This is a genomic window from Roseomonas sp. AR75, assembly GCF_005222815.1.
GTDB lineage: Bacteria > Pseudomonadota > Alphaproteobacteria > Acetobacterales > Acetobacteraceae > Falsiroseomonas.
On record NZ_STGB01000001.1, the window covers coordinates 1104830 to 1125272 of the forward strand.

General features: G+C 71.4%; 25 protein-coding genes. 18 read left to right on the forward strand and 7 right to left on the reverse strand.

All coding sequences use genetic code 11. From position 1 onward, the window contains the following. Positions 1 to 53 precede the first annotated feature (53 nt). Genes E4T13_RS05190 through E4T13_RS05205 form a run of 4 tightly spaced genes read left to right on the forward strand, consistent with a single transcriptional unit; the run spans position 54 to position 3459 of the window. Complete coding sequence (locus tag E4T13_RS05190; RefSeq protein ID WP_137177139.1) at positions 54 to 1442, forward strand: dihydroorotase family protein; 1389 nt, start codon at positions 54 to 56, stop codon at positions 1440 to 1442. Further along, the gene (locus E4T13_RS05195; RefSeq protein ID WP_137177140.1) at positions 1439 to 1936 is read left to right on the forward strand and encodes a heme-binding protein; all 498 of its coding nucleotides are present in this window, start codon (positions 1439 to 1441) and stop codon (positions 1934 to 1936) included. Before E4T13_RS05190 ends, E4T13_RS05195 begins: the two co-directional genes overlap by 4 nt. Further along, positions 1923 to 2900, forward strand: coding sequence for a tripartite tricarboxylate transporter substrate binding protein (locus tag E4T13_RS05200; RefSeq protein WP_170984812.1), 978 nt, complete (start codon positions 1923 to 1925; stop codon positions 2898 to 2900). The genes E4T13_RS05195 and E4T13_RS05200 overlap by 14 nt, the downstream gene beginning before the upstream one ends. Further along, positions 2893 to 3459, forward strand: coding sequence for a carboxymuconolactone decarboxylase family protein (locus E4T13_RS05205; protein ID WP_137177142.1), 567 nt, complete (start codon positions 2893 to 2895; stop codon positions 3457 to 3459). Before E4T13_RS05200 ends, E4T13_RS05205 begins: the two co-directional genes overlap by 8 nt. Positions 3460 to 3465: 6 nt before the next feature. On the opposite strand, the gene E4T13_RS05210 is transcribed toward E4T13_RS05205, so the two are convergent. Beyond that, positions 3466 to 4206, reverse strand: coding sequence for a LuxR family transcriptional regulator (locus tag E4T13_RS05210; protein ID WP_137177143.1), 741 nt, complete (start codon positions 4204 to 4206; stop codon positions 3466 to 3468). Positions 4207 to 4328: 122 nt separating this feature from the next. On the opposite strand from E4T13_RS05210, the gene E4T13_RS05215 reads away from it, so the two are divergent. The 4 genes from E4T13_RS05215 to E4T13_RS05230 all read left to right on the forward strand — a co-directional run bounded on the left by E4T13_RS05215 (position 4329) and on the right by E4T13_RS05230 (position 8836). Next, positions 4329 to 4952, forward strand: a complete 624-nt coding sequence (locus tag E4T13_RS05215) for a hypothetical protein (protein WP_137177144.1) — start codon at positions 4329 to 4331, stop codon at positions 4950 to 4952. A 131-nt stretch (positions 4953 to 5083) separates the two neighbouring features. Further along, a complete protein-coding gene (locus tag E4T13_RS05220; protein WP_170984813.1) occupies positions 5084 to 5278 on the forward strand; it encodes a hypothetical protein in 195 nt (64 codons plus the stop codon). Next, positions 5275 to 6222, forward strand: coding sequence for an N-carbamoyl-D-amino-acid hydrolase (locus tag E4T13_RS05225; RefSeq protein ID WP_206030071.1), 948 nt, complete (start codon positions 5275 to 5277; stop codon positions 6220 to 6222). The genes E4T13_RS05220 and E4T13_RS05225 overlap by 4 nt, the downstream gene beginning before the upstream one ends. Before the next feature lie 355 nt (positions 6223 to 6577). Beyond that, on the forward strand, positions 6578 to 8836 hold the full coding sequence (locus E4T13_RS05230) for a leucine-rich repeat domain-containing protein (protein ID WP_170984814.1): 2259 nt from the start codon (positions 6578 to 6580) through the stop codon (positions 8834 to 8836). A 50-nt stretch (positions 8837 to 8886) separates the two neighbouring features. On the opposite strand, the gene E4T13_RS05235 is transcribed toward E4T13_RS05230, so the two are convergent. Together E4T13_RS05235 and E4T13_RS05240 are read right to left on the reverse strand one after the other, a co-directional pair. Further along, the gene (locus tag E4T13_RS05235) at positions 8887 to 9135 is read right to left on the reverse strand and encodes an oxygenase MpaB family protein (protein ID WP_137177147.1); all 249 of its coding nucleotides are present in this window, start codon (positions 9133 to 9135) and stop codon (positions 8887 to 8889) included. Between the two features lie 53 nt (positions 9136 to 9188). Next, complete coding sequence (locus tag E4T13_RS05240) at positions 9189 to 9842, reverse strand: hypothetical protein (protein WP_137177148.1); 654 nt, start codon at positions 9840 to 9842, stop codon at positions 9189 to 9191. 200 nt (positions 9843 to 10042) lie between these two features. Here E4T13_RS05240 and E4T13_RS05245 point away from each other — a divergent pair, with 200 nt between their 5' ends. Together E4T13_RS05245 and E4T13_RS05250 are read left to right on the forward strand one after the other, a co-directional pair. Beyond that, positions 10043 to 11005, forward strand: coding sequence for an N-carbamoyl-D-amino-acid hydrolase (locus E4T13_RS05245; protein WP_137177149.1), 963 nt, complete (start codon positions 10043 to 10045; stop codon positions 11003 to 11005). Positions 11006 to 11100: 95 nt separating this feature from the next. Next, positions 11101 to 11859 carry an SH3 domain-containing protein gene (locus tag E4T13_RS05250; protein WP_170984815.1) on the forward strand — a complete coding sequence of 253 codons (759 nt, stop codon included), beginning with the start codon at positions 11101 to 11103 and terminating at the stop codon, positions 11857 to 11859. Between the two features lie 9 nt (positions 11860 to 11868). Here the strand turns inward: E4T13_RS05250 and E4T13_RS05255 are convergent, their stop codons facing one another. Next, entirely contained in the window at positions 11869 to 12543 is a 675-nt protein-coding gene (locus tag E4T13_RS05255) for an aspartate/glutamate racemase family protein (RefSeq protein ID WP_137177151.1), read from the reverse strand. A 45-nt stretch (positions 12544 to 12588) separates the two neighbouring features. Between E4T13_RS05255 and E4T13_RS05260 the strand changes: the two genes are divergently transcribed. The 3 genes from E4T13_RS05260 (at position 12589) to E4T13_RS05270 (ending at position 14524) form a co-directional block, all read left to right on the forward strand. Next, the gene (locus tag E4T13_RS05260; protein ID WP_137177152.1) at positions 12589 to 13407 is read left to right on the forward strand and encodes an arylmalonate decarboxylase; all 819 of its coding nucleotides are present in this window, start codon (positions 12589 to 12591) and stop codon (positions 13405 to 13407) included. 211 nt (positions 13408 to 13618) lie between these two features. Continuing rightward, positions 13619 to 14047: a DUF983 domain-containing protein gene (locus E4T13_RS05265; RefSeq protein WP_137177153.1), complete on the forward strand. Its 429-nt coding sequence runs from the start codon at positions 13619 to 13621 to the stop codon at positions 14045 to 14047. A 9-nt stretch (positions 14048 to 14056) separates the two neighbouring features. Beyond that, positions 14057 to 14524: a UPF0262 family protein gene (locus E4T13_RS05270; RefSeq protein WP_137177154.1), complete on the forward strand. Its 468-nt coding sequence runs from the start codon at positions 14057 to 14059 to the stop codon at positions 14522 to 14524. A gap of 17 nt (positions 14525 to 14541) precedes the next feature. On the opposite strand, the gene E4T13_RS05275 is transcribed toward E4T13_RS05270, so the two are convergent. Continuing rightward, on the reverse strand, positions 14542 to 14796 hold the full coding sequence (locus tag E4T13_RS05275) for a PepSY domain-containing protein (protein WP_137177155.1): 255 nt from the start codon (positions 14794 to 14796) through the stop codon (positions 14542 to 14544). A gap of 82 nt (positions 14797 to 14878) precedes the next feature. On the opposite strand from E4T13_RS05275, the gene mtnA reads away from it, so the two are divergent. Next, entirely contained in the window at positions 14879 to 15976 is a 1098-nt protein-coding gene (gene mtnA / locus E4T13_RS05280) for an S-methyl-5-thioribose-1-phosphate isomerase (protein WP_137177156.1), read from the forward strand. Between the two features lie 47 nt (positions 15977 to 16023). Then, the gene (locus tag E4T13_RS05285) at positions 16024 to 16704 is read left to right on the forward strand and encodes a hypothetical protein (protein WP_137177157.1); all 681 of its coding nucleotides are present in this window, start codon (positions 16024 to 16026) and stop codon (positions 16702 to 16704) included. On the opposite strand, the gene E4T13_RS05290 is transcribed toward E4T13_RS05285, so the two are convergent. After that, positions 16666 to 16908, reverse strand: coding sequence for a hypothetical protein (locus E4T13_RS05290; RefSeq protein ID WP_137177158.1), 243 nt, complete (start codon positions 16906 to 16908; stop codon positions 16666 to 16668). The genes E4T13_RS05285 and E4T13_RS05290 overlap by 39 nt on opposite strands. 178 nt (positions 16909 to 17086) lie before the next feature. Here E4T13_RS05290 and E4T13_RS05295 point away from each other — a divergent pair, with 178 nt between their 5' ends. The 3 genes from E4T13_RS05295 (at position 17087) to E4T13_RS05305 (ending at position 19556) form a co-directional block, all read left to right on the forward strand. After that, the gene (locus E4T13_RS05295) at positions 17087 to 17923 is read left to right on the forward strand and encodes a transporter substrate-binding domain-containing protein (protein ID WP_137177159.1); all 837 of its coding nucleotides are present in this window, start codon (positions 17087 to 17089) and stop codon (positions 17921 to 17923) included. Between the two features lie 274 nt (positions 17924 to 18197). Continuing rightward, positions 18198 to 18878, forward strand: coding sequence for an amino acid ABC transporter permease (locus tag E4T13_RS05300; protein ID WP_137177160.1), 681 nt, complete (start codon positions 18198 to 18200; stop codon positions 18876 to 18878). Positions 18879 to 18881: 3 nt separating this feature from the next. After that, positions 18882 to 19556 carry an amino acid ABC transporter permease gene (locus E4T13_RS05305; RefSeq protein ID WP_137177161.1) on the forward strand — a complete coding sequence of 225 codons (675 nt, stop codon included), beginning with the start codon at positions 18882 to 18884 and terminating at the stop codon, positions 19554 to 19556. A 9-nt stretch (positions 19557 to 19565) separates the two neighbouring features. Here E4T13_RS05305 and radC read toward each other — a convergent pair whose 3' ends face one another. Next, entirely contained in the window at positions 19566 to 20324 is a 759-nt protein-coding gene (gene radC / locus E4T13_RS05310) for a DNA repair protein RadC (protein WP_408906388.1), read from the reverse strand. Between the last annotated feature and the right edge of the window lie 119 nt (positions 20325 to 20443).

Below are 20443 nucleotides of genomic sequence, written 5' to 3' on the forward strand. Positions count from 1 at the left end.
GGACGCGGCCCGCGGGCTAGCTTCCCGCGCGACGCATGATCCGGGAGACCCGCATGACCGACGCCACGCCCTTCGACCTCGTTCTCACCGGCGACATCGTCCTGGCCGACCGCGTGATCCCCGGCGGCTATGTCGCGGTGCGGGGAGAGACGGTGGCGGCGATCGGCGCCGGCGCGCCGCCGCCGGCGAAGCGCATTGCGGACTTCGCGGGCAAGGTGATCATGCCGGGCCTGGTGGACGGGCACATGCACACCTCCTCCTCCGCCGGCTGGCCGGGGATCGAGAACGCGACGCTGTCCGCCGCGGCCGGCGGCGTCACCACCGTCTGCGACATGCCCTATGACGTGCCCAACCCCGTGACCACTGCGGCGCTCTTCGCCGACAAGGTGGCGCATGTCGGACGGCTCGCGCATGTCGACATGGCGCTCTACGGCACGATCAAGAAGTCGGGCGGGCTGGAGGACATCGCCGCCCTTGCCGAAGCCGGGGCCAGCGCCTTCAAGGTCTCCACCTATGAATACGACGCGCACCGCTTCCCGCGCATCGACCACCCCACCATGCTCGCCGCCTTCGCGGAGATGGCGAAGACCGGGCTGATGGTCGCGGTCCACAACGAGGACCAGGAACTGGTGGTGAAGCTGACGGATGCGGCGAAGGAAGCCGGCAACACCTCCCCCATCTGGCACTGCCGCACCCGTCCGCCGCTGGCCGAGAGCATGGCCGACCTCGAGATCTTCGAGATGGCGCTGGAGACGGGCGCGCATGTCCACATCGCCCATTCCTCCATCGCCCGTGGCTTCGAGCTGGCCGGGATCTATCGTGGCCAGGGGGCGAAGACGTCCGGCGAGGCCTGCATCCAGTATCTCTGCATGACCGAGGACGACATCGTCCGCCTGCAGGGCTTCGGCAAGTGCAACCCGCCCTTCCGCACCGCGGCGGAGGTGGAGCGGATGTGGCAGGCCATCGCCGCCGGCATCGTCAGCTATGTCTCCACCGACCACGCGCCCTGGCCCAAGGCGCGGAAGGAATATCACGGCGACATCTTCGCCCTCGGCGCCGGGCTGACCGGGCTGCAGAGCTTCGCGCCGCTGATGTACACGCTGCTGGTGGAGCGGGGCCTGTCGCCCACCATCATGGCCCGGCTGTGCTCGGAGCAGCCGGCCCGCTATCACGGGCTCGATCCGAAGAAGGGCGGCATCCGGATCGGCGCGGACGCGGATTTCTGCATCTTGGAGCCCGGTGACTTCGTCTTCGACGACCGCATCATCCAGGACCGCGAGGAGTTCCGCTGGTCCGCCTATCACGGCCGCCCCATGAAGGCCCGCGTCGCCTCCACCTGGCTGCGCGGCACGGAGCTGTGGGACGGGACCGAGGTGAAGGCGAAGCCCGGCAGCGGCCGCTTCGTGCCGCGCCAGCACAAGCGCTCCGCGCTCGACGCATGAGCCACGCCGACTACTACGTGAAGCACCTGGCCGCGGACCTCACGCTCGTCGCTGCCGAGGCGATCTGCGACGGCACGCTCAAGGCCGGGCGCGGCGCCGGGCTGCTGCCGCTGACGGTGGTCGTGCTCGATTCCGGCGGGCACATCGTCGTGAGCAAGCGGGAAGACGGCTCCGGCATCCTCCGCTTCGAGATCGCGCGCGGCAAGGCGCATGGGGCGCTGGGCATGGGCATCGGCAGCCGCGTGATCCGCGACCGGCTGAAGGAGCGCCCCGCCTTCCAGTCCGCCATCGCCGCCGCGTCCGACGGGCGCTTCATCCCCGTGCCCGGCGGCGTGCTGATCTGCCGCGCGGATGGTGCCGTCATCGGCGCGGTCGGCGTCAGCGGCGATGCCTCGGACAAGGACGAATATGCGGCCATCGCCGGCGTGCGCGCCGCGGGCCTCACCCCCCATCCAGAACAGCCGGTGGAGAATTGGACGGATGCAGGTCTCTAGACGGGCGCTGATCGCCGCGGCGGGCGCAACGCTCGCCACGCCCGCCTTCGCGCAAACCTTTCCGTCGCGCCCGGTGCGGCTGGTGATCCCCTTCCCCGCGGGCGGGCCGACCGATGTCTACGGTCGCCTCTATGCCGACCGGCTGGGACGCGAGCTCGGCCAGCCCGTGGTGGTGGACAATCGCGGCGGCGCTGGCGGCGCCATCGGGGCGAATGAGGTGAAGCGTTCCGCGGCGGATGGCCACACGCTGCTGTTCGGCAGCGTCTCGACCCATGCGCTCTACGCGCTGGTGACGAAGCAGCCGCAATACGACCAGGCGAAGGATTTCGTCGTCGTCGCGGAACTCGGCGGCGGGCCGCTCGCCTGGCTGGTGAACCCGGCGCAGCCGGCGACCCTGGCGGCCTTCTTCACCGCCGCGCGCGCGGCGCAGCCGGCGCTGGCCTATGGCTCGGCCGGCACCGGCACGCTCATGCATATCGCGACCGAACTGCTGAAGCAGGAAGCCGGCGGCGTGCCGCTGACCCATGTGCCCTATCGCGGCGCCGCGCCGGCGATGAATGACCTGGTGGCGGGCACCGTCGCGATGGCGGTGAACACGCTCGGCCCTGCCGTGCCGCTGCACACCGGCGGCCGCGCCCGGATGCTCGCCGTCGCCTCCGCGTCCCGCGCTCCGCAGACACCGGATGTGCCGACGGCGGCGGAGGCGCTGGGCAAGCCCGGTTTCACCGCCGTGCTGTGGCATGCGGTATTCGCCCCACCGGGTCTGCCGCCTGCGGTGCTGACGCGGCTCTCCCAGGCGACCAATGCGGCGCTCGGCGACGCCGCCTTCCGGCAGCAGCTCGCGACGTCCGGCATCGAGGCGGCGCAACCCGGCACGCCCGAGCAGGCGACCGCGCTGATCGCAGCCGAGGTCGCGCGCTATCGCCCGATCGTGGACGCCATCCGGCCCGAGCTCGATGCCTGACCCGCGCATCGCCCCCCTGCCGCGTACCGCCATGCCGGAGCGCTGGCGGCAGGTGGCGGAGACCGCCGACGCGGTGCGCGGCGAATCCACGCTGATCGAGGTGCTGGCCCAGGCGCCGGAGCTGCTGGGCTGGTACTATGACGGCTTCTACGCCGAGGTCTTCTTCAAGGGCCGCGTCGAACGGCGGCTGAAGGAGATCCTGCGCCTCAAGCTCTCCACGCTGCATGGCTGCGCCTTCTGCAACCGCGGCAACACGAAGTCGGCGCTCGATGCCGGCGTGACGGAGGCGCAGGTCGCGGCGATGTGGGAGACCGACAGCCCCGCCTTCGACGACCAGGAACGTGCCGTGCTGCGCCTAGCCGAGGAGATGGCGCTGCCGAACATGCGCGGCGAGGTGACGCCCGCCCTCGCCGCCGAGCTGCGCCGCTTCTTCTCGGAAGCCGAGATGGTGGAACTCGCGATGGTCGCGGCTGTGCTGACGGGCATGGCGAAGATGCTGTTCGTCTTCGACCTCGTCAGCCGCGAGGCCACCTGCCCGATCGGGCCGCACGCGGCGTAGCGAGGCTCAGGGCACCAGCAGGCCGAGCGTCAGCGCCTTCGCCAACGCCTGCTCGCGCGTGCGCGCGCCGAGGCGCCGGCGGGCGCGGCTCAGGTGCAGGTCCACCGTCGCACGGGAGAGGCCGAGCCGCTCCGCGATCCGGTCGCTGCGCAGCCCCGCGGCGAGCCAGAGCAGGCATTCGCGCTCTCGCGGGCTGAGGCGCGGCGGTGGCGGCGCATCGGCCTCGGCGAGTTGCATCAGGCGCTGCGCCGCGAGATGGGCGACCAGCACGGCATCCCGGCCATGAGCGGCACGCCAGGCCGCAAAGCCGCTGCCGCGCACATCCGTGACCAGCGAGAAGGCGCCGAAGGCAGCGCCTGGCAGGCCGCGGAGCGGCACGGCAAGGCCGTCGCCGAGGCCCGCCGCCTCCGCATCGGCGCACATCCCTGCCCATGCTGCGTCGCCCGCGGCCAGGGCGAAGCCGAGCCCGGTCGGCAGCACGGCGAGCGAGCGGGCGCAGTGGCGCACGGCCGCGTCGGCGCGCCAGAAGCCCATCGCCGTGTGATGGTCCCGCCAGCTCTGCGGCAAGGTGGTCAGGCGCAGCAGCACCGGCGGCCGCGCGCACAGATCGGTGTTCAGGGAGACCTGCGCGTAGTGGCACCAGGGAACACCGAGCGCAGCCAGACCCTCGACAGCGGCGCTCCAGGCCGCGTCGCCGTCGCGCGCCGCCTCCAGGCGATCGGCGCATCGCAAGACCGTCGCATCCATGCGCAGGACTCCCGCGCCCGGCGGCCAGGCCGCCGCACCGGAAGTATATAGCAGAATTCGCAGATGGCGCCACGCATTGCCGGTGAGGGAGGCTGGGGCTCGCGCAGCGTGCGGAGGTCGCCATGCACCGATCCTTCCTGCCTGTTCTCCTGATGATCGGACCGGCCGTGCTCGGCGCGGCGGAGCTGCCCTCCATCCATCCCGCCTGGATCGCGCCGGAAGGGCCGGCGCGGGGCGAGGCGCTTCCGGCGGTCCTCACCATGCCGCCGGGCTGGTCGGTTGGCGACGCGGCGGTGATCCTGCTGCAGCCGGACGAGGCGGCAGCATGGCAGGCTTCGCTGCCGCAGGTGCTGCTCGCGCAGCAAGCCGCCGTACTGGAGCTCGCGCCACGCGGCCGTCCTTCTCCACCCTGGATTGCTGGCGCGGTGCGCAACCTCGTCCTGCAACAGGGTGCGGCGCTGGTCGTCGCGATAGGGCCCGGCTCGGAAGCGGAGGCGCTGGCGCGTTTGGCGCAGCGCGCCCGCGCAGCGCCGCCCGAAGATCCGTTGCGCGCGCTGGCGGCCGCCATCGTCCTCGCCCCCACCGGCATGCGGTATCTTCCGGCGGCGACGCCGGCACCCGAGGAAGCCTGGCCGGATCGCGTGCCGCTGCTCTGCGCTGCCCTGGCGCGCGCGGTGACGCTGGCGGAGGCGGGATGCGTCCATGCGCTGCTGCCGGTGCGGCCGGGTTTCGCCGCGCTGCCGTGACGCGGGCTGCGGCAGGCGCTAAACCCCCGCGCATGGCCACGGAACGCCCGCAGCACCAGCGCTGGATCAAGCGCCCGCCACGCCCTTCGCGCAGCAACCCGGGCTCGGCGCCGGCGCGGAACAAGCCGGGCATGACACAGTTCCTGCTCGCGATCATGGTGGGTATCGGCACCGGGCTGCTTGGCGCCGTTGCGGGGCCAGCGGTCGTGCCGGGCCAACCGGGCATGGGCGGGCTGTTCGCCGGGATGGGCCTGGTGATCGGCTTCATCCTCGTATGGCGCAGCCTTGGCGGCACGCGCCAGGACATCAGGGACCTGTTTCGATGACCCGCAAGCTGATCGTCGCCGGCGCGCAGATGGGACCGATCCAGCGGGCCGACAGCCGCGCCGCGACGCTCGCGCGCATGATCGCGCTGCTGGAGCAGGCGGCGGCGCAGGGTGCGAAGCTGGTGGTGTTCCCCGAGCTCGCCTTCACCACCTTCTTCCCGCGCTGGCCGATGGAGCGGAACGATGCGGAGCTGCTGGGAAACTTCGAAAGCGCGATGCCCAATCGGCAGGTGCAGCCTCTGTTCGACCGCGCGCGCGAACTCGGCGTCGGTTTCTATGTCGGCTATGCGGAACTGACGCCGGACGGGCATCGCTTCAACAGCGCGATCACCGTCGGGCCGGACGGCGCGACCCTGTTCAAGTACCGCAAGGTCCACCTGCCCGGCAGCGACCACGTGAAGCCCGGCCAGAAGTACCAGCAACTCGAGAAGATGTATTTCGAGTATGGCGACCTTGGCTTTCCGGTGGCGCGCGGGCCGCAGGCCTGGGGCCGGCCGGTGCTCGGCATGCTGGTCTGCAACGACCGCCGCTGGCCGGAGGGGTGGCGCTGCCTCGGCCTGCAGGGGGTGGAGCTGGTGATGGTCGGCTACAACTCCGCCGCCTACGACCCGAATGGCGGCGAGAGCGAGAGCGCGGAGCTGCGCACCTTCCACTCCACGCTGGCCGCGCAGTCCAACGCCTACATGAACGCGACCTGGGCCTGCGCGGTGGCGAAGGCCGGCAACGAGGACGGCGCCGGGCTGATCGGCGGGTCCTGCATCGTGGACCCGAACGGCGTGGTGGTGGCGCAGGCGAAGACGCTCGGCGACGAGGTGATCCTCGCCGAGGTGGATTTCGACGCCTGCCGGCAGGGGAAGGAGAAGATGTTCAACTTCGCCCAGCACCGCCGACCGCAGCATTACGGGCGCATCGTGGAGCAGGTGGGGGCGACGCCGCCGGCCTAGGGGGCGGGGCGGGCGGTGTTCGCGGCGCGTGGGTCTCGCGCGGGGCGCGGTTTCGGACAAAGTCCACGGATCGTGGAAGACGCCGCGATGCGGTTTCGGACAAATTCGCGCCTCCGGGCGGGGGCGCCGGGCTGGCGTGGGGTGGCGGCGGTCCTGGGGGCTGGTGGCTGGCATCGGCGGGTGGCTCCTGCTGCCCATCCCGGCAGCGTGGCGGCGGCGGCCCGCGGTGACAAGCATTTTTTCCTAGAGCCCGTTCTGCGCCGATCGCATGGGGGCTGGCGTTGGCCGAGGCACGGCAGCCGGGCGGTCGCCAGGGCGGTTCCGCCGGCCCGGCCCGGGCGCTAGGCTGGTGCGGATGAGCAACGGCCCGGACGGGATGGCGGAGGCGCGCCGGCGGATCGCCGAGGAGGCGAAGCGGCGGACGGGTAGGCTCGACCTGCGCGGGCTGGACCTGCGGGCGTTGCCGGGGGAGATCGCCGGCCTCACTAGCCTCCAGACGCTCGATTGCGCGGGCACGCAGGTTGCCGATCTCGCCCCGATCGCCGGCCTGGCCAAACTCCAGACGCTCGAATGCTGGAGCACGCAGGTGGCCGATCTCGCCCCGCTCGCCGGCCTCGCCAACCTCCAGACTCTCTTCTGCTGGAACACGCAGGTGGCCGATCTCGCCTCGCTCGCCGGCCTCGCCAACCTCCAGACGCTCAACTGCTGGGACACGCGGGTTGCCGATCTCGCCCCGCTTGCCGGCCTCGACAAGCTCCAGACGCTCTTCTGCTCCGACACGCAGGTGGCCGATCTCGCCCCGCTCGCCGGCCTCGGCAGCCTCCAGACCCTCCACTGCTCGGACACGCAGGTGGCCGATCTGGCCCCGGTCGCCGGCCTCGCCAACCTCCAGATGTTCGACTGCTCGGCCACGCCGGTGGCCGATCTCGCCCCGCTCGCCCGCCTCGCCAACCTCCAGACGCTAAACTGCTCGAGCACGCGGGTGGCCGATCTCGCCCCGCTAGCCCGCCTCGCCAACCTCCAGACGCTCTTCTGCTCGAGCACGCGAGTGGCCGATCTCGCCCCGCTCGCCAGCCTCGCCAACCTCCAGACGCTCTTCTGCTCGGACACACAGGTGGCCGATCTCGCCCCGCTCGCCAGCCTCGCCAACCTCCAGACGCTCTTCTGCTCGCACACGCAGATTGCCGATCTCGCCCCGCTCGCCGGCCTCGCCAAGCTCCAGACGCTTGTCTGCGGGGGCACGCAGGTGGCCGATCTCGCCCCCTTGCTTGCGCTGACGGCTTTTGGCCGGCTCGATTGCAGGCAGAGCAAGGTGAAGCGCCTGCCGGAGGAGATCTGGCGCCTCCGCGCTCTCAGCGACCTGGACCTGCGGAACAACGGACTCACCCGGCTGCCCGCGTCGCTCGGCCAACTCCGCGGGCTTGAAGCCGATCCGCGGCCTGCTGACGACTTGGTGAAGGGCGGGGGCCTGCATCTCGAGGGCAACCCGCTCGCGCCACCCCTGCCGGCGCTGATCGCGCCGGGGCAGCCGGAGGCGACGCGCAACGTGCTCGCCTGGCTGCGCGGCGAGCTCGATCCGGCGAAGGTCGCCGGTCTCGTGGCGGCGTATGCGCCAGCGCTGCCGCCGGACATGCCGAACCCGGGCGCCGGGCTGCATCTGGAGGTCGGCGCCTCCGGCGCCATCGTGTTCGCCCCGCCCGAGGCCCTGGATGCGGAGGGCAACCATGTCGCGCGGCTGCGCAGCCTGCATCCGGAACTCTGCGCCGCGCTCGATGACCTGCTGGCCGCGCTGGGCGGCGCAACGCTCGGCGGTCGCAATGCGCCCCAGGGGCCGCTTGCCGAGGCCGCCACCGCCTATGCGGCCATCGCCACTGCGCCGCTCGAAGCGATGGATTTCGACCGCCTCTACGCGCGGGGCGTGCGGCTGCGCGCCGCGGCGGCGGAGACCGAGAAGGCCATCGAACGCGGTGTCGAGCCAGCGCTGCCGGTGAAGGCCGCCGCCGCGCTGCGGACCGTGCTCGACCTGCACGGCCCCTTCATCCGCGCGACGAAGGCCGGCATCGAGCTTTCGGCCGATGAGGAGGCCGATGCCGGCACGCCGGAAGACCGGCGCGAACAGCGCGAGGCGGCGATCGCGCTGGCCGAGCAGATGCAGGACCAGCCCGGCCTCGTCGCGCCGGAGGTGGCGCAGGAGGTGCTGGCGGCGGCGCAGGCGAGCGGCGAAGGACCGAACCCCGCGCGCAGCAGCGTCATCGCCTCCGCCCAGGTGCGGCATGTGACGACGGCGGTGCTCTCCATGGGCGCGGCGGCCGGGGCGGCGGCAGGGGCCTTCGCCGTCGCCGGCCCTGGGGCCAGCGTGATCGTTGCCCTGCTCGCCATCGAGCCGATCAAGAACTCACGCGGCTATGCCCATGTGCGGGACTTCCTGACGCGCGCGCTCAACCGCCCCGGCGATGCCGACCCGGCGGCGGTGCTGGACGCGCTGCGGCGCCACCAGGATTTCGTGCGGCGCCAAGCCCCGCGGTTCGAGCGGCTCGGCGCGCTGGGCGGGCGATGGGCGTTCATCTCGGGCGTCGTCGCCTGGATCAAGCGCTCACCACCGCCGAAGGACTGAGCCGGAAGGCGCCTTGACCAGCCTGCGCCCGCCGCAGGCGCGTGCACCCTTCAGGTGAAGGCCCAGCGCAACGTGCGCGCGACGCCGAGCGTCCCGGCATGCACCAGCGGGCGCGCCAGCATCGGCGTGTGACGTCCATGCATCCGCCGCGCCCAGTCGGGCAACAGGTCCACACCGGCCTGCGCCGTCAGCGCCTCCACCGGCGCGGAGAGCGGATGGCCGGAGCGGTGGGTCAGCAGCAGCCGGCAGATTTCGCGCGTGCGGCCATCCACGCTGAGGTCGCCCCGCATCGCCTGCATCAGGCGCCGCGCCTCAACGCCCTGCGTCGAAGGGGCCGTCCACACAAGGTCTCTCAGAACCGCCGCCGGTAGCCCACCTGCAGCACGTTCGAGCCTTCCCACACGCCGTTGAACAGGCCGAACATGCCGCTGCGATGGGCGTAGCGCAGCACCAGCTCGTCCTGCGGCCGGTCGGGCAGGCTGAAGGCCAGTTCCGGCGAGAAGTAGTGCAGGAATTTCGAGGTGTGCGGCTCTGGGTTTTGCGGCGTGCCCGTCTCCACCGGCGGCAGCGTGTTCAGCCAGTCGATGCCGGTGGACAGGCCGAAACTGGTGTAGACGCGGTTGCGCCAGGGGAACCCATCGTACCGGACATAGAAGGCGTACCAGGCCTCCGGCGAGTTCGTCTGGCCGGCGCGGTAGCCGCCGCCCAGTTCGAAATCCAGCGTGAAGTCGGTCCAGAAGCGCAGCAGCCGACGGCTGTACGACGCGCCGTAGAAGGTGTCGCCGCCCCAGTCGTAGTTCCAGGGCTGGATGGCGATCTCCCGCAGGTAGCCGTCATTGGCGACGGTGCCGATCCAGCCAGTCAGGCTGTTCCGCAGCGCATCGCGCGCATTCCGCGGGTCCTGTGGCGGCGGTGCGCCGCGCCAGGTCGGAATGGACCAGGCTGCCGCCGCGGCGGGCTCCGCGGCCCGCGCGGCAGCCGCGGATGCAAGGGCAATGGCGAGCACGCACGCCGCCCGGAGGAGAAAAGCCACGGCGACCCGCCCATGATGTGAATCCGCGTGGCTCGGTAACGGCGGTGTGAGCGGGTTGCAAGCGGGGCCGTGCCTTGAAGCCTATCCGATTCGAGCGGGACCACCATTGCGAGCGGCTTGACCCGCCCTGGCCAGCCCCCCAATCGTCCGGCGCCAAGCCCCAGGAGTGCCGCATGTCGTCCCGCCGCCTCGTCGTCGCCGCCGCCCAGATGGGGCCCATCCAGAAGGCCGAAGGGCGCGAGATCGCGGTGGCGCGCATGATCGCGCTGATGGAGAAGGCGGCCCGGCGTGGCGCGGAGGTGGTGGTCTATCCGGAACTCGCCCTGACCACCTTCTTCCCGCGCTGGTACCATGAGGACCTGGCCGAGGCCGATGGCTGGTACGAGCATGCGATGCCGTCCAACGCCACCGCGCCGCTGTTCGACGCGGCAAAGCGGCTGAACATCGGCTTCCACCTGGGCTACGCGGAGAAGACGCCGGACGGGCGCCGCTTCAACACGGCGATCTATGTGCATCCCTCCGGCGGGATCGCGCTGAAATACCGCAAGGTCCATCTTCCCGGTCACGCGGAATACGACCCGATCCGCAAGGTGCAGCACCTGGAGAAGCGCTATTTCGAGCCGGGCGACCTCGGCTTCCCGGTGGTGCGGGCGCCGGTCGGCAGCGCTGGGCCGGTGAATATCGGCATGATGATCTGCAACGACCGGCGCTGGCCCGAAGCCTGGCGCGTGCTGGGGCTGCAGCAGGTCGAGCTGGTGATGCTCGGCTACAACACGCCCAGCCTGAACATGGAGAACCGCGGCTTCGAGGCGCATCACCTGCGCGTGGCGCACAGCCACCTCTCGATCCAGGCCGGGTGCTACCAGAATGCCTGCTTCGGGGTCGGGGTGGCGAAGGCCGGCACGGAGGACGGGCACGAGCTGTTCGGCCACTCCATCATCGTCAACCCGCAGGGCGAGATCATGGCCCAGGCGACGAGCTGGGATGACGAGGTGATCACCGCCGAATGCGACCTCGGCATGTGCGAGCTCGGCCGCTCCACCATCTTCAACTTCGCCCGCCACCGCCGACCGGAGCATTACACGCGGATCACCGCCCAGGTCGGCAGCGAGGCGCCGCCGGTCTGGAACCCGTGAGGCCGGCGCGGTAGATGGGGCCGGCGCGGGCGCTGCCCGGTCGCTCTCCCCCGACCCCTCCCGCAGACGGAGGGGCGATTCCGCAGGATCCACCGATGTCGGCACCCTCTCCCTATCCCGTGCTGTACCGCGTCGCCGCGGCGACCGAGCTTCGCGAGGGGCCCGGCCCCGAGCACAAGGCGCTGCGCAGCCTGCCGGTGGACCAGACCGTGACGCTGATCGGCGAGGCCGGCAGTGCCTGGCTGGAGGTGGAGGCGCCGCAGGGCAATCGCGGCTTTGCGCCGGCGGGCCTGCTGCGCCGCCAGGTGGCTGGTGCCAAGCCGCCGCAGCAGGTGACGGAGATGTTCCCATGGCGGAACGTCGAGCGGGTGAACCGCGATCCGAAGATGCTGCACCCGGCGTTCCGCAACCGCGCGCTGCGCACCGTCGCGCGGCTGAATGCGGAGGGCCTTCCCTTCGGCATCTATGAGGGGCTGCGCGCCCCCTGGCGGCAGAACCACCTGTATGCCTCCGGCCGGTCCCGCCCCGGGCGCATCCTGACGCCGGTGCAGGCGTGGGAGAGCCTGCACCAGTTCGGCCTGGCGGCGGATTTCGTGCTCGCGCTCGAAGGCCGCTGGTCCTGGGACGACGACGAGAAGCACGCGCCGATGTGGGACCGGCTGGAGGCGATCGGCGCCGATGAGGGCCTCGTCTCCCGCCCCGGCGAGCGGCCGCACCTGCAGCTTGCCGATGTCGGCATCGGCGACCTGAAGGCCGGCAAGCTGCCGCCCAACACCGACGCCGCCTGGACGACCGCCTTCACCTGGATCGTCGAAAGCTGGGACGGCAAGCCGGGCGCGCCCAAGCTGCGCTGAGCGGCGGCGCTACTCCGCGGCGGCTGCGAGCGCCGGCCGGCCGGCGATCACCGCCTGCAGCGCCAGCGCCGCGGCGGCCTGGCAAGGTTCGATCACCGGCACGCCGCAGGCTGCCTCGACGGCGGCGCGATGCCCGGCCATGCCGGCGCAGCCCAGCACCACCGCCTCCGCCCCGGCGGCGACCAGGCGGCGCGCGGTGTCGCAAAGCGCCGCGCGCGGCGCGACGGGATCAGTCAGCACCTCCATCGCCAGGTTCATGGGGATGTGGCCGGCGACACGGCCCTCCACGCCCATGGCGGCGAGCGCGCGGCGCTGGCGCTGGATGGACGGCTCGGCGAAGGCGATGATGCCGAAGCGGTCGGCGCGCGCCAGCGCCGCGGCGATCGCGCTGCGCAGCGGCCCGAAGACCGGGGCGCGGGTGACGGTGCGCACCGCATCCACGCCAGGGTCCGAGACGCAGGCGATCACATAGGCGGCCGCGCTCTCGCGCTCCACCAGGCGGCAGAGCGGCTCGGCCACGGAGAACCAGTCGCGCCAGGTGATGACGGCGGGCGGGCCGTCGTCGAGCTGCGTCACCTCGAAGCGCGGCAGGCCGGGCGCGGCGAAGCCGGCGAGCGCCTCTGCGATGCCGTCCGTGCAGCTTCGCGTGGAGTTCGGGTTCACCACCAGGATGCGCTCGGCCATGGGCGGTCCTTTTCGCGGAATGGACCGGAGCCTAGGGCAGCCGCGATGCGGTTGGAACCGGCGCTGGCCGGCACGGCTGCAGGCTGGCAGGCTGTGCGGATGGAGACACCGCCGCTCAATGCCCGTTTCACCCTTGCGGCACGCCTGCTGATGGGCGTGGTGGTGCCGGCCACCAACGTCACGACCGAAGCCGAGATGGCCGATCTGCGCCCGCATGGCGTGGCGAATGCGACGGCACGCATCGCCAATCCCGACCGCGCCGTGTCATCGGATGCGGACGTTGCCGAGGTGCGGGCGGCCATGGTGGCGGGGCTGATGGGCGCGCTGGACACGCTGGCGCCAGCCAGGCCCGATCATGTCGCGATCGGCGTGATGGTGGAGAACTTCGCCGGCGGCGGCCCCGCGGGCGAGGCGCTGCTGGCCGAGGCCGCGGCGCGCGTCGGCTGCCCGGTGACGGCACCGACGCATGCTTCGCTGGCCGCGCTGGCGGCGCTGGACGTGACTCGCGTCGCCCTGCTGACGCCGTTCTTTCCCGCCGGCGACGCGGCGGCGAGGGCCTTCCTGGAGGAAGCGGGGATCGTGGTGCCCCGGGTGCTCGGGCTGCGCGCGCCCGGCCCGGCCGCGATCGGCCGCATCACGGCCGAGAGGCTGCGCGAGGCGGTGCGCGAACTGGACGGGCCGGATGTGCAGGCCGTGATGCAGGTCGGAACCAACCTGCCCTTCGCCGCGGTGGCGCTTGCGGCGGAGGCGGAGCTCGGCAAGCCGGTGCTCGCGACCAACCCGGTGACCTACTGGCATGCGCTGCGCCAGGCTGGCGTCGCGCCGACCATGCCTGGAGCCGGGCGGCTGTTCTCGCTCACCTAGGGCGGCCTGCCGCGTTGCAACGCGGACACCGGAGCGCGGCGGCGCGTGCGGGCATCGGCGGCGGAACGGCAAGCTTGATCGAGCCCTGCCAAAGCCCCATGATGCACTGCACAACGGCGCTGCCTCTCCGGTGGATGGATGGCGGGCGGATGTTCCGCCCCGCCCTTCGTCCCGGTCTGATCGGGGCGAACAATGCCGGAAGGAACGCCATATGCGCTGGGAGCCCACCCGCTCGGCACCCGCCCTGCCCTATACCCCGCCCGACAGCTTCTGGACCGCTGTCTGGCGCGGGGCGCGCAACCGCTGCCCCGTCTGCGGCGAGGGCAAGGTCTTCGACGGCTATCTGAAGGTCGTCCCAGCCTGTTCGCATTGCGGTGCGCCACTGGGACGGCTGCGGGCCGACGATGCGCCCCCCTATTTCACCATCTTCATCGCCGGGCATCTTCTGGTGCCGCCCGTGCTGTGGATCGAGAAGGCCTATCAGCCACCGATGTGGGTGCACATGATGGTCTGGCTGCCGCTGTTCACCATCGCCTGCATCCTGCTGCTGCGCCCGATCAAGGGCGCCACGGTGGGATGGATGACCCGGCTCGGCTTCACCGGCGCCGAGCATGGCGGCGATGCGGCGGACGGACGCTAGCAGGCGCGCATGGCGGAGAAGGACATCGCCGGCATCGTCCTGCCGGACGCCCAGCCGCTGCCGAGCCCCTATGCGGAGGCCGACCGGCGGCAGGCCGTCGAGGATCTTCTCGCCGGCAATGTGTTCCGGCCGAAGGGGCTCTCCGGGCCTTTCGCGTTGCAGATCATGGTGCGCGAGGGGCGGCTGATCCTCGACATACGGGATGCGGAGGACCGGCCGCTGCACGCGCTGGTCCTGGCGCTCGGCCCCTTCCGCAGGCTGATCAAGGACTATCACCTCGTGGTGGAAAGCCACGAGAAGGCCGTCGCGGAAGGCGCCAACGAGGCGCGCATCCAGGCGATCGACATGGGCCGTCGCGGCCTGCACAACGAAGGTGCCACGGTGCTGATGGAGCGCCTGGCAGGGCGGGTGGAACTGGATTTCGAGACGGCGCGGCGGCTTTTCACGCTGGTCTGCGCGCTGCATCAGCGGATCTGACGCAGCGCGCATGCGCGTTACCGCCGCGGGCGCGGCTCGCCGCTGCGGGGATCGAGGCGCAACTCCACGCGACCGCCGTCCCGCGTGGCGTATTCCACCTCCCAGTAGCCATCCTCATCCCATTCGAACTCGCGCACATGCCCGAAATCCGGTCGCTGCTCGACGGCGCGCAGGATCTCGGAGGCGGGCCGCGCATCCGGCGGCGGGGCAGCGAAGGCAGGCATCGCCATCATCAGGGCAGTGGCGGCGGTGGCCAGCAGGGTGCGAGGCATGGCATGGGCTCCCGGATCGTTCGTTGTCGCCCAACAACCGGCCAAGGCGGGCAGGGTTGCCCAGGCCTGACAGGAGCCCCGGATGAAGATCGACGGCATCCACTACCGCAGTGTCTGGGTGGACAAGGATGACGGCTGGTCCGTCCGGATCTTCGACCAGACCAGGCTGCCCTGGGCCATCGACATCCTGCGCCTGACGGATGTGGATCAGGCCGCCCATGCCATCCGTTCCATGCAGACGCGCGGCGCCCCGCTGATCGGCGCCGTCGCGGCCTATGGCGTGGCACTGGCGATGCGCGCGGATGCCTCGACCGCGCATCTGGATCGCGTGGTGGAGATGCTGGGGAAGACCCGTCCGACCGCGATCAACCTGCGCTGGGCGCTGGATCGCATGCGGGCCGTGCTGCACAACATGGCGCCGGCCGACCGCGTCGCGGCGGCGTACGCCGAGGCTGCGGCGATCTGCGACGACGATGTCGAGACCTGCCGGAAGATCGGCGAGAACGGCCTGGCCCTGCTGCAGGAGATCGCCGCGCGCAAGGGCCCGGATCAGCGCGTGAACGTGCTGACCCACTGCAATGCGGGCTGGCTCGCGACGGTGGATTACGGCACGGCGCTCAGCCCGATCTTCCAGGCGCATGATGCCGGGATGAAGGTGCATGTGTGGGTGGACGAGACGCGGCCGCGCAACCAGGGCGCCGCGCTGACCGCCTTCGAACTGGTCAAGCACGGCGTGCCGCACACGGTGGTGGCCGATAATGCCGGCGGGCACCTGATGCAGCATGGCGAGGTCGATATCTGCATCGTCGGCACCGACCGCGTCACCCGCCAGGGCGACGTCGCCAACAAGATCGGCACCTATCTTAAGGCGCTGGCGGCGCGCGACAACGGCGTGCCCTTCTGGGTGGCTCTGCCGCATTCGACCCTCGACATGCGCGTGCGCGACGGGGTCGCGGAGATCCCGATCGAAGAGCGCGCCGGGGCCGAGGTGACCGACCTGACCGGCCGCACTGCCGATGGCCGGATCGAGACGATCCGCGTCGTCGCCGAAGGCAGCCCGGCCGCCAACCCGGCCTTCGATGTCACGCCGGCACGCCTCGTCACCGGCCTGATCACCGAGCGCGGCCGCACGGAGGCAAGCGAGGCGGCCCTGCTGGCGCTCTATCCGGAGAAGGCGTGACGCCCGGCGCGCGCCAGGCATAATCGGCGCGGATGCCGGAGGAGCGGATGTCGGGTGCGTTGCTGACCCTGGAAGGGCTCGCGGCGATCGTGCGCCAGACGAGCGGGCTCGTCACCGGCCTGGTCGACGGCGTGGCGCATGCAACGCGCACGGGCCTGGCGGGCTACGACGCGCTAAGGGCGCGGCAGCTCCGCTCCCGCCTGCTCGACCTGCATGCCGAGGTCGCGCGCTTCCAGATGCTGATGAACAGCTCCGTACGCCGCAGCCTGGCGGACTACCTGCGCGAATGGGCGGAGACGGCGCGGCTGCATTCGCGCTCCGACCTGCTGGACGCCGCGGCGCGGGACGCGGCCCTTCACAAGGCCTTCGCCGCGAATCGCAGCCGCGGATTGCCGGTGCCGAGCCAGGCCGACTTCGACGCGCGCCTCGATGCCGCCTGGGGAAGGCTTCGCAAGGCCATGGCCGAGGCCGGCGCAGAGGCCGCGGCAATCCTGAAGGACATGGAGGCCGAGCGGAGCGACGCGATCCTGGATGCGAGCTGGACGGCGCTGATGCGTGGCTTCCACCAGCGCATCGGGATCTATGAGGAGCTCGCCGCCCTGCCCCCGCCCGTCACCAAGGCCGAGATCGGACGGCTGACCGAGGTGGCCGAGGCCTATGAGGCGCTGATCGCCAATCTCGAATCCGCCTCAGCCCGGCTGACCGCGCTGCTGCGCGAGGCCGGGTGAGAGATCCCGCCGACGCGGCTCGAGCAGCCAGAGGCCGCAGACCAGGGAGATGCCGCCGGCACCGGCGAGCAGCGCCGCAGCGAACAGCGGCAGGCCGCCCGGGAGGGTGGCATCCCCCATCACCAGGATCACGGTGAGAAGGATCGAGGCCAGGCCAAGGACGACGAGGCCGAGGGCGAAACGGGGCATTCCGGCGAATTCCATGGCAGTGGCTTCCTGCGATGCTCTGCCTTCTACGCAGGCAGGCTGGCGCCGAAGCGACGCGGAAAAGGCCGGATTGTGGCGCGTCGCGGGTGAATTCTCTGTAATTTCCACCCTGGGCGCGTGGCGCCCGGCCGGGCGGGGTGGAATCGTGCCGCACCGTTCGAACAGGGAGACAACGATGCGGCAGACACTCACCGCGGCCCTTCTGTCCATGGCCCTCGCCGGCCCCGCCTTCGCCCAGGGGCAGGCGCCGCTGCGCTGCGCGGTGGACGGCACCTTCGCACCGCACGCCTTCCCGACGCTGCAGGGCGGCGTGCAAGGCTTCAACGTGGATCTGTTCCGCGAGGCGGCGAAGCGCATGGGGCGCGAGCTCACCATCGACAGCGCCAGCTTCTCGGGCCTGATCCCCGCGATGAATGCCGGCCGCTACGATTTCCTCTGCGCGCCCACCACGGCGACCGCGGAGCGGGCCGCGAACATGCTGTTCACCGAGGGCTACCTGTTCACCGCCTTCCAGTTCGGCATCCGCCGCGGCTCCGCACCGATCACCAGCCTCGAGGATCTCCGCGGCAAGGCGATCAGCGTGAACAAGGGCAGCGCCTATGACGCCTGGGCGCAGGCCAATGCGGCGCGCTACGGCTTCACCGTGCAGACCTACGACACCCAGCCCGATGCGGTGCAGGCGGTGGTCAGCGGCCGCGCCTATGCCAATCTCGGCGGCAACACGGTGGTGCGCTACGCCGCCACCCGCACGCCGCAGCTGGTGCCCGATTTCGTGATCCGCGAGACGCGCGCGCATTGGTCGGCGCCGCTGCCGATGGGCGCCACGGCCCTGCGGGTGCAGTTGGAGAACGCGCTGGAGTGCATGAAGAAGGACGGCACCATCGCGCGGCTTTCGGAGAAGTGGTTCGGCGTGGCACCGGCGGCCGACGACGCCGAGAACACGGTGTTTCCCGGCACCGGCGTTCCCGGCCTGGCCGGCTACGACGCCACCCCGCGCGAGCCGAGGTGCTGAGCGTAGCAGCGGCGTCATGAGAGCTGGCGGCCCGCCGCACTTTCGGCGGGCCGAGGCCGCAACGGGTTCCCGCCAGCGTTGCTCCGCAACGCGTGCGGGGTCCCGGAACGCGGCCCGCGCACAAACCGACCGAGGAGCCGGGCTGAACAGTGACCTGCGCGAAGCCAAGGCCGCGGAGCGGCCGCGTCAGGCCGGAGGCGTGCCTTCGGCCGCGGAGCGGCCGCGTCAGGCCGGAGGCGTGCCTTCGGCACGACGCGTCTGAGGGCAGCAAGAATTGACCGGCTGGGAAGGCTTCGCGTTTTCCTTCCTGAACGCCCGGGTCGCGGCGGAGTACTGGCCGAAGATCCTGGAAGGGCTCGGCGTCACCATCGCGCTCGCGGCGCTGATCATCGTGAGCGGGCTGGCGCTCGGGCTGCTGCTCGCGGTGGTACGGACGCTCGGCATCCGACCGCTGAACTGGGCGATCATCTTCGTGGTGGACCTGTTCCGCGCCCTTCCGCCGCTGGTGCTGATCGTCCTGATCTATTTCGGCCTGCCCGCCGCCGGCATCGGCTTCTCCGGCTTCGCCGCCACCTGGCTGGCGCTGACGCTGGTGCTGATGGCCTTCGCCGAGGAGATCTTCTGGGGGTCGATCTGCGCCGTGCCGAAGGGGCAGTGGGAGGCTGGGCGCGCGCTCGGCCTGCATTTCCTGCCGACGATGCGGCTTATCGTGCTGCCGCAGGCGATCCGCATCGCCATCCCGCCGCTGACCAACCGCACCATCGCCATCACCAAGGGCACTGCCCTGGGCTCCGTCGTGGCGGTCTCCGAGATCCTGGGCGCCGCGCAATCGGCCATGGCCTTTTCGGGCAACCCGACGCCGCTCATGCTCGGTGCCGTCGCCTATCTCGTGCTGTTCTTTCCCGTGGTCGTCCTCGGCCGCTGGATCGAGACGCGCTTCGCCTGGCGGCGCTGAGCCATGAACGAGTTCGTCCAGGCCTTCCTCAACCCGGAGATCGCCGCCGCGGCGCTGCCGATCCTGTGGATGGGTTTCCAGCAGACGCTGCTGCTGTCCCTGCTGGTGGTGCCACTCGGGCTCGGCGCCGGATTCGGCTTCGCGCTGCTGTCCACCCGCAGGGAGCGCTGGCTGCGCTGGCCGCTGGTGGTGGTGATCGACATCTTCCGTGCCATCCCGCCGCTGGTGCTGCTGATCCTGCTCTATGCCGGGCTGCCCTTCGCCGGGCTCGATCTCGGCGCGTGGGGCGCCGTGGCGCTCGCCTTCATGCTGAACACCGGCGCCTATTACGCGGAGATCCTGCGCGCGGGGATCGAGGCGGTGCCGGCCGGGCAGCGGGAGGCGGGACGCGCGCTGGGTCTCAAGCGCTGGCAGATCTGGGTGTTCATCGTGCTGCCGCAGGCGGTGCGCAACGTGCTGCCGGACCTGATCGGCAACACGCTGGAGGTGGTGAAGCTGACCTCGATCGCGAGCGTCGTGGCGCTTCCGGAACTGCTGTTCCAGGCCCGCCAGGCGCAGAGCATCACCTTCAACGCGACGCCGATCGTGGTTGCCGCTGTGGCGTATTTCCTGCTGCTGTGGCCCTGCGTGCGGCTGCTGTCGCGGCTGGAGAACCGCCAGCTCGCGGCGCGGCGATAGGCCGGGCAATCAGCCCAGCAGCCCTTCCCGGCGGAAGCTGAACCACTGGCCGTTGCCGACGATGACATGGTCGTGCAGCACGATGGAGAGCACGGCGCCGGCGCGCTTCACCTCCTTGGTCATCTCGACATCCGCGGCCGAGGGCGTTGGGTCGCCGGAGGGGTGGTTGTGCACCAGGATCAGCGCCGTCGCGTGCAGCTCCAGCGCGCGCTTCACCACCTCCCGCGGGTAGACCGGCGTGTGGTTGACGGTGCCGCGCGCCTGCGCCTCGTCGGCGATCAGGCGGTTCTTCGTGTCGAGGAACAGCACGCGGAACTGCTCGATCCGCTCGCGGGAGATCGCCGCGTTGAGATAGGCCATCAGCCGGTCCCAGTTGTTCAGCACCGGCGCCTCGATCAGCTCCGCCTGCTGCATGCGCAGCGCCGCCGCCTGCACCAGCTTCAGGGCCGCGACGGAATGCGGGCCGAGGCCGCGCGTTTCCATCAGCTCGCGCTGCGGCGCCGCGAGCACGCGGGCGAAGCTGCCGAAGCGGTTGATCAGCGACTTGGCCAGGGGCTTGGCGTCGCCCTTCGGCATGGCGAGGAACAGCAGCATCTCCAGCAGCTCATAGTCGGCCAGGGCATCGGGGCCGCGGCTGAGCAGCTTGTCGCGCATGCGCCCGCGGTGGCCGTGCGGGCCGGTGCTGGGAAAGGGGAGCTCCGCCGGCGCAAGGCCGCCGGCCGGCGCGGGTGACGGCCGGGTCACGCCCTGCGGGAGCGCCGGGGCGATCGGTGCCCCAAGGCTGCCTTCGTGGAAGCCACGGCCTGGCCCGATGGAATGCGGCGCCTGCACCCAATCCTGACCGGCCTCCGCCGGGTGCCCGCGGAAGCGGTTCTTCAGTCGGTCAA

Excerpts from the sequence above, each read along its gene's own strand:
- E4T13_RS05190 (WP_137177139.1), top strand. The coding sequence starts at position 54 with ATGACCGACGCCACGCCCTTCGACCTCGTTCTCACCGGCGACATCGTC.
- E4T13_RS05195 (WP_137177140.1), top strand. The coding sequence starts at position 1,439 with ATGAGCCACGCCGACTACTACGTGAAGCACCTGGCCGCGGACCTCACG.
- E4T13_RS05200 (WP_170984812.1), top strand. The coding sequence starts at position 1,923 with ATGCAGGTCTCTAGACGGGCGCTGATCGCCGCGGCGGGCGCAACGCTC.
- E4T13_RS05205 (WP_137177142.1), top strand. The coding sequence starts at position 2,893 with ATGCCTGACCCGCGCATCGCCCCCCTGCCGCGTACCGCCATGCCGGAG.
- E4T13_RS05210 (WP_137177143.1), bottom strand. The coding sequence starts at position 4,206 with ATGGATGCGACGGTCTTGCGATGCGCCGATCGCCTGGAGGCGGCGCGC.
- E4T13_RS05215 (WP_137177144.1), top strand. The coding sequence starts at position 4,329 with ATGCACCGATCCTTCCTGCCTGTTCTCCTGATGATCGGACCGGCCGTG.
- E4T13_RS05220 (WP_170984813.1), top strand. The coding sequence starts at position 5,084 with ATGACACAGTTCCTGCTCGCGATCATGGTGGGTATCGGCACCGGGCTG.
- E4T13_RS05225 (WP_206030071.1), top strand. The coding sequence starts at position 5,275 with ATGACCCGCAAGCTGATCGTCGCCGGCGCGCAGATGGGACCGATCCAG.
- E4T13_RS05230 (WP_170984814.1), top strand. The coding sequence starts at position 6,578 with ATGAGCAACGGCCCGGACGGGATGGCGGAGGCGCGCCGGCGGATCGCC.
- E4T13_RS05235 (WP_137177147.1), bottom strand. The coding sequence starts at position 9,135 with ATGCAGGCGATGCGGGGCGACCTCAGCGTGGATGGCCGCACGCGCGAA.
- E4T13_RS05245 (WP_137177149.1), top strand. The coding sequence starts at position 10,043 with ATGTCGTCCCGCCGCCTCGTCGTCGCCGCCGCCCAGATGGGGCCCATC.
- E4T13_RS05250 (WP_170984815.1), top strand. The coding sequence starts at position 11,101 with ATGTCGGCACCCTCTCCCTATCCCGTGCTGTACCGCGTCGCCGCGGCG.
- E4T13_RS05255 (WP_137177151.1), bottom strand. The coding sequence starts at position 12,543 with ATGGCCGAGCGCATCCTGGTGGTGAACCCGAACTCCACGCGAAGCTGC.
- E4T13_RS05260 (WP_137177152.1), top strand. The coding sequence starts at position 12,589 with ATGCGGTTGGAACCGGCGCTGGCCGGCACGGCTGCAGGCTGGCAGGCT.
- E4T13_RS05265 (WP_137177153.1), top strand. The coding sequence starts at position 13,619 with ATGCGCTGGGAGCCCACCCGCTCGGCACCCGCCCTGCCCTATACCCCG.
- E4T13_RS05270 (WP_137177154.1), top strand. The coding sequence starts at position 14,057 with ATGGCGGAGAAGGACATCGCCGGCATCGTCCTGCCGGACGCCCAGCCG.
- E4T13_RS05275 (WP_137177155.1), bottom strand. The coding sequence starts at position 14,796 with ATGCCTCGCACCCTGCTGGCCACCGCCGCCACTGCCCTGATGATGGCG.
- mtnA (WP_137177156.1), top strand. The coding sequence starts at position 14,879 with ATGAAGATCGACGGCATCCACTACCGCAGTGTCTGGGTGGACAAGGAT.
- E4T13_RS05285 (WP_137177157.1), top strand. The coding sequence starts at position 16,024 with ATGTCGGGTGCGTTGCTGACCCTGGAAGGGCTCGCGGCGATCGTGCGC.
- E4T13_RS05290 (WP_137177158.1), bottom strand. The coding sequence starts at position 16,908 with ATGGAATTCGCCGGAATGCCCCGTTTCGCCCTCGGCCTCGTCGTCCTT.
- E4T13_RS05295 (WP_137177159.1), top strand. The coding sequence starts at position 17,087 with ATGCGGCAGACACTCACCGCGGCCCTTCTGTCCATGGCCCTCGCCGGC.
- E4T13_RS05305 (WP_137177161.1), top strand. The coding sequence starts at position 18,882 with ATGAACGAGTTCGTCCAGGCCTTCCTCAACCCGGAGATCGCCGCCGCG.